Consider the following 6,062-nt stretch of genomic DNA (forward strand, 5'->3'; position numbering starts at 1 on the left):
GAAGCTGATCAAGCAATATGAAAATTTAAATCGAATGCCTACAGCGTTGTATCAGAAGCAGATCCTTTTCCGCAGTGATTCGATGGAAGGAACGCATAACAGCACACCTTTACGAATTGTTGGCGTTTTGAAAAAGCCGGATGGTATGAGTGAAAATAATGTAATGTACGACAAGAAAGCGTATGTTTCCATGGAGACGGCACAACAACTTAATAAGGAGTTAAAGCTCGGCAATGAAAATAAGAGTACATATAATTCAGTAGTTGTTAAGGTGGATAGTCAGGCAAATATTGTACAGGTCGAGAAACAAATACAAAAGCTGTTTTTGACTACACAAACGAACTTGTACCAGAAGGAAAGCTTGGCCAAGCAATTTAAAATCATTAAGGCAGCAGCAATAGGGGTTGGTGTGTTTATTCTCATTATCGCTTCGATTTCAATTGTCGTTGCAATGACGATGTCTACCTATCAGCGTAGAAGGCAAATCGGGATTATGAAGGTTCTTGGAGCTAACCTAGGTCAGATTCGCAATATGTTTATTGTAGAAGCTGCTTTACTAGGCTTTCTAGGCGGACTGCTTGGTGTGCTGTTTTCCTACTGGATTGTTTGGGGTATCAACGGATTGATACTTGCGCTTTCCGGTGAACAGGACGCATTAAATATTTCTATACCATTAATTGCGATTCCGGTTGGGATGTTGTTCGCACTAGCAACTGGTGTGTTATCCGGTATATATCCGGCAATTAGTGCATCCAGAACAGACGCTTTAACCGCGATAAGACGAGATTAGAAATGGGTAGCAGAAGGAGCATATAACGATGAAGAAAAAAATAAAGATTGGCATTATTGGACTTATACTAATCGTAATCAGCTTTGGGTTGTACAAGCTAAGCAATCCCACACAACCGATGGAGCTCACAACTGAATCGCAAGATATTACATTCCAAGTGACGAAAGATTCACTCGTAAACACAGTGGAAGTTAAAGGGAAATCTTTATATGAGCATGAGACGCTTGTGTACGCACCTTTTGGCTCAGAGGTTACGAAGTGGTCCGTTGAGGACGGCGCTCAAGTGAAAAAGGGTGATGTATTATTTCAGCTTGATCAAACAGCGGGGCAAAATGAAATTTTGCAGATGGAAGCCTCTTTACGCAAAGCTAAGCTAGAATCGGAGCTAAATGAATATTTAAGCGAGCAGGAGGATCAATCATCACCACTTGAATGGACGGAGGAGGCTCGTAAGAAGCAGCTAGTCGAACGAGAGATCGCTCGCTTATCCCAAGAGCTTAATGATGTTACAACTGGAATTCAAACGAAGGATTTGCAAAAGAAGAAGAAGGAACTGACGGAATCGCAATTCCGCTCACCTGCTACTGGAATTTTCTTGTTTGATCAACCGAATAAACGCCCGCAGGCATTAGCGGATAACGAATATATCGGGAAGGTCGTTGATTTGAATAAGCTTCAATTCATTGCATTAGTTGGAGAACAGGATGTATTTCGTATAAAGGCTGGAATGGCTGTCCAAGTGAAAATGAACGCGATGAAGGACGTAAAGCTGTCAGGAAAAGTGCTGAAAGTATCTAAGTTTGCCAAAACAGGAACGGATCAGAACAATTTAGATCAAGCTGCACAGTTTGAGGTTGTTATTACGCTTGAGCCGAATGAATATTTAATTGCCGGCTTAACCTTAAATGGGGCAATCGAAATTGAACGAAAAGATAGTGCGACTGTTGTTCCGTCAATTGCTATTATGCGTGAAGAGGACAAGCATTTTGTCATGCTGGACACTGGCAACGGACAATACGAGCGCAAGGAAATAAAAATCGGATTAGAGACAGCAGAACAGACGGAAGTGCTTGAAGGAATTAAGGAAGGCGATCAGGTTGTTCTCCGTTAATTAATTATGTACAACATGTGAAATGTCGAATCACTCCGCATCCATCGTCTTGACAACTGAATGCTTGAAATGTAAAAGTAGAGTATAGCGCATTTGCAGCATGAGAGGAGAGAAGCAAGCTAATGGAAATGGATAAGTTAATCGCGAGAATTAACGAGCTTTCTCGTATAAATAAAACAACAGGTCTGTCTGAGGCGGAAACAAAGGAACGCGCGGAATTGAGACGCCAATATTTGGAGATTTTCAAGGGCAATTTTCGTCAACAATTAGATACAATTACGATTGTTGAGAATGAAGATGAGGTCAAACATTAATCTAAGTTAGTGGTACTCATGTCGAATCCAAGAAAGAATGTCTAAATGAAATATAATCTGTTAGGTAAAAGCGGACTAGCTGTTTCTGAGTTGTGTCTTGGCACGATGACTTTCGGGAATACAACGAGTGAGGAAGTTTCCATCGACATGATCGATCGTTTTATTGATCATGGCGGGAACTTCCTCGATACAGCTGACGTATATGTAAGCGGACGCTCTGAGGAAATAGTCGGCAAAGCCATTAAGAACAAACGCTCCGACATTGTTCTAGCTACGAAAGTGAGAATGACGACTTCAAGTAACAAAATGGAGTCGGTTTATCACGGAAGCACATTATGGACGGTGTAGAAGCTAGTTTAAAGCGTCTTCAAACGGATTATATTGATTTGTATCAAGTACATGTGTGGGATCATGCAACGCCGATTGAGGAGACTCTGCGGACGCTTGATGATATAGTAAGATCGGGCAAGGTCAGATATATCGGCTGCTCGAATTTTTTTGCGTGGCAGCTCATGAAATCTAGTAAGGATTACCAGGCTCAACTTGGCAAGACGAGATGATTGCTGACGGAGCGGTTCATGCATCGCGAAAATAATAGGAGGTTGTAAATTGTCACGTTCTTGGGAGCGCAAAGTGCGCAAAAATATGAAAACTGTAAATAAGAATCGTAAAAAGCAAGGAAATGATCAAATCATTCTAAACGGTGAGCAATCACAAAAAATTGTTGGTCGTAATTACATAGCGCCAATATTGCTTATTTTATTTATTGGCATGTACGTCTTTATAATATCAGGTGATGAAGCATTTGAAATGACGACAATGTTTTGGGTAACAGTAGGCTGTTATATTTTTCTAGCCGCTTTATTCTTCTTGCGTAAGCCGTATATAACGATTGGCAAGGACTTCTTGCAAACTCGCCGCATGACGGGTGACAAACGATTATCTGTTGAAGCGATCAAAGGGTTTAGCGTTCAGAAGGGCTATGTAATCGTTGAACAGCATAAAGGATCAAACTGGGTGTTCTCAAGAGCTATGAATCGTTACCCGACCGATCTAATTGCTGAGAAGTTGAAGAGCTTTGCGCAAACCCATGGAATTTCCTATCAAGAAAAATAAACCAGTAGGAGAGTTTGGACAACTATGGCTAAACAAGCTGTATTATTTGATTTAGATGACACACTGTTATGGGATGACCGCAGTGTAAAGGAAGCTTTTCAAGCAACATGTCAAGCAGGTTCAGATGCATCTGGCGTTGATCCGAACGCTTTGGAAGAGGCGGTTCGTCGTGAAGCAAGAGCATTATACGAATCCTATGAGACCTTTCCTTTTACGAAGATGATCGGTATTAATCCCTTCGAAGGGATGTGGGCGCCGTTTCTCGAGGGCGAGCAACCCGAGTTCCGCAAGCTGGAGAGCTTGGCTCCAGGCTACCGTAAAGCTGCTTGGACGCAAGGTTTGCTGGCTTTAGGGGTAGACAACGAGCAGCTTGGTGCAGAACTCGCTGAGCGTTTTCCTGCAGAACGCCGTGYGCGTCCGATCGTCTATGAAGAAACATTCCGTGTGCTTGATGCTTTGAAGGGTAAATACAAGCTTCTGCTGCTAACAAATGGTTCACCGGACTTGCAGAGAGAGAAGCTTGCAGGTGTACCGCAAATTATTCCTTATTTCGATCATATTATTATCTCGGGTGAGTTTGGAGAAGGTAAGCCTGCCGCTTCAATTTTCAAGCATGCACTTGAACGTCTCGGTATCGAGCCTGATCACGGCATCATGGTCGGAGATAAGCTGACCACTGATATTTTGGGTGCGAACACAATTGGCATGACATCCGTATGGATCAATCGTCATGGAGCTGTTCGTAATGACGAGATCGTGCCTTCCCATGAAATTGAAAATCTAGAAGAGCTATTGCCGCTTCTTGATTTGCAGCAATAGAAAAAAAGCCCCTCGCTTTCAGCTTTTGCTGAGACCGAGGGGCTTGCATTGTTTTAATGTCTAACTAGGCTTTGTTGCCTGCAAAGGCATCATCTGCAAACGGGTGAGCAATCCAGCCTTCTGTTTCAATGAACAATCGAACGGCAACAATTTGACGGTTATCCATAAGAGTGAAGAAGTGCGGTTTGTATTCCGGTACGGAAATGACATCACCGGCTTCAAGCTCAACGTCAAAATATCCAACATCGTCAGTTCCTTTAATGATGAATATTCCTTTGCCAGCAGTGATAGCGCGAACTTCATCTTCGGTATGTGTATGAACGTTTTCGAATTTTTTGAGAAGTTCGTCGAGATTAGGAGTAGCATCGGACAAAGCGATAATATCCCAAGTCTGATAACCGCGGCGTGCTGCAAGCTCTCGAATTTCTTCGTCGTAAGTAGACAGAATTTCTGCTTTATCTTCATCCGTAAGGATGAATTTTTGTTGCAGATTTTCTGCAAGCTTGCTTGGAGCCCAATGCTCATAAAGCACTTCTTGTTTTTCTAGAAATGCACGGACATTTTCCTCGCCTGTAATTCTTTCCTCTGTGTTGCGGATTTTTATTTCAGCCATGCTCTTTCCCTCTTTTCCTATGGAAATTAAATGATATAATGATTATAAAACAAAAATATGGTATTGTCGATGAAATTACCTGTTCACACAGCTGGGATTCTGATAAACTATTGGTTAATGATTTTTGGGAAGGATGAAGAATTTTGTCGAAACCAACCATACAACAAATGCTTGAAAAGYGCATCCTCATTTTGGACGGCGCGATGGGCACTATGATACAGCAAGCGGATTTAAATGAGGATGATTTTGGTGGAGCAGAGCTGGATGGATGTAACGAAATGCTGGTGCTTACACGTCCAGATGTTATTCAGTCTATTCATGAGCAATATTTAGAAGCAGGCGCGGATATTTTGGAGACAAATACCTTCGGTGCTACTAGTGTTGTTCTCGCAGACTACGATATACCGGAAAAAGCAAGAGAAATCAATTTGGCAGCAGCCAAGCTGGCGCGTAATGCATGTGATAAATTTAGTACACCCGATAAGCCGCGTTATGTTGCTGGTGCGCTTGGTCCCACAACAAAGACATTGTCTGTTACTGGTGGCGTAACGTTCGATGAGCTCGTAGAGAGCTATTACGAACAAGCGCTTGCACTGATTGAAGGTGACGTAGACGCCCTATTGCTGGAAACGTCCCAGGATACATTGAACGTTAAAGCAGGAAGCATTGGGATTCGTAATGCATTCGACAAGCTTGGCCGTGAACTTCCGATTATGATCTCTGGAACGATAGAGCCTATGGGGACAACACTAGCAGGGCAAACCATAGAATCGTTTTACATTTCACTTGAGCATTTGAAGCCGATTTCAATTGGGCTGAACTGTGCAACTGGCCCGGAGTTTATGCGTGATCATTTACGTACTTTGAGTGAAATCGCTAAGGCCGGAGTTAGCTGTTACCCAAATGCAGGACTGCCGGATGAGAATGGACATTACCATGAATCTCCGCAATCGCTTGCTAAGAAAATGTCAGCTTTCGCAGAACAGGGTTGGCTGAACATTGCTGGCGGCTGTTGTGGCACGACTCCAGAACACATTCGTGTTATGGCTGAGACGATGGCACAATATTCACCGCGTACGAAAATGGGCGAGCATGTGAATGCGGTTTCTGGAATAGAAACTGTGTATATTGAGCCTGAGAATCGTCCAATCATGATTGGGGAACGTACGAACATTTCTGGTTCACGTAAGTTCAAGCGATTGCTCAAAGAGGAAAAGTTCGACGAAGCGTCGGAAATTGCAAGAGCGCAAGTTAAGGGCGGTGCTCATGTTATTGATATTAACTTGCAGGATACAGATA

7 protein-coding genes and 1 pseudogene are annotated in these 6,062 nt (G+C 42.8%); 7 read left to right on the forward strand and 1 reads right to left on the reverse strand.

Annotated features, from left to right (window positions below; all coding sequences use genetic code 11):
- The 6 genes and pseudogenes from AC1DWN_RS25400 to AC1DWN_RS25425 form a co-directional block, all read left to right on the forward strand.
- The coding region (locus AC1DWN_RS25400; RefSeq protein WP_477561682.1) for an ABC transporter permease at positions 1–790 on the forward strand (790 nt) is incomplete at its 5' end.
- A 28-nt stretch (positions 791–818) separates the two neighbouring features.
- The gene (locus AC1DWN_RS25405) at positions 819–1,901 is read left to right on the forward strand and encodes an efflux RND transporter periplasmic adaptor subunit (RefSeq protein ID WP_477561683.1); all 1,083 of its coding nucleotides are present in this window, start codon (positions 819–821) and stop codon (positions 1,899–1,901) included.
- Between the two features lie 122 nt (positions 1,902–2,023).
- On the forward strand, positions 2,024–2,215 hold the full coding sequence (locus tag AC1DWN_RS25410) for a DUF896 domain-containing protein (RefSeq protein WP_477561684.1): 192 nt from the start codon (positions 2,024–2,026) through the stop codon (positions 2,213–2,215).
- Between the two features lie 45 nt (positions 2,216–2,260).
- Positions 2,261–2,736, forward strand: a pseudogene (locus AC1DWN_RS25415) (aldo/keto reductase); the annotation flags it as partial.
- 88 nt (positions 2,737–2,824) lie between these two features.
- Positions 2,825–3,331 (forward strand): hypothetical protein, encoded by a 507-nt coding sequence (locus tag AC1DWN_RS25420; RefSeq protein WP_477561685.1) that lies wholly within the window; start codon positions 2,825–2,827, stop codon positions 3,329–3,331.
- A gap of 24 nt (positions 3,332–3,355) precedes the next feature.
- A complete protein-coding gene (locus tag AC1DWN_RS25425) occupies positions 3,356–4,150 on the forward strand; it encodes an HAD family hydrolase (protein ID WP_477561686.1) in 795 nt (264 codons plus the stop codon).
- 64 nt (positions 4,151–4,214) lie between these two features.
- On the opposite strand, the gene AC1DWN_RS25430 is transcribed toward AC1DWN_RS25425, so the two are convergent.
- Positions 4,215–4,763 carry a 1,2-dihydroxy-3-keto-5-methylthiopentene dioxygenase gene (locus tag AC1DWN_RS25430; protein WP_477561687.1) on the reverse strand — a complete coding sequence of 183 codons (549 nt, stop codon included), beginning with the start codon at positions 4,761–4,763 and terminating at the stop codon, positions 4,215–4,217.
- 167 nt (positions 4,764–4,930) lie between these two features.
- Between AC1DWN_RS25430 and AC1DWN_RS25435 the strand changes: the two genes are divergently transcribed.
- Positions 4,931–6,062: homocysteine S-methyltransferase family protein (locus AC1DWN_RS25435; RefSeq protein WP_477561688.1), on the forward strand; the 1,132-nt coding region annotated here is incomplete at its 3' end.

Source organism: Paenibacillus sp. P4_A7 (assembly GCF_056402455.1).

Excerpts from the sequence above, each read along its gene's own strand:
- AC1DWN_RS25405 (WP_477561683.1), top strand. The coding sequence starts at position 819 with ATGAAGAAAAAAATAAAGATTGGCATTATTGGACTTATACTAATCGTA.
- AC1DWN_RS25410 (WP_477561684.1), top strand. The coding sequence starts at position 2,024 with ATGGAAATGGATAAGTTAATCGCGAGAATTAACGAGCTTTCTCGTATA.
- AC1DWN_RS25430 (WP_477561687.1), bottom strand. The coding sequence starts at position 4,763 with ATGGCTGAAATAAAAATCCGCAACACAGAGGAAAGAATTACAGGCGAG.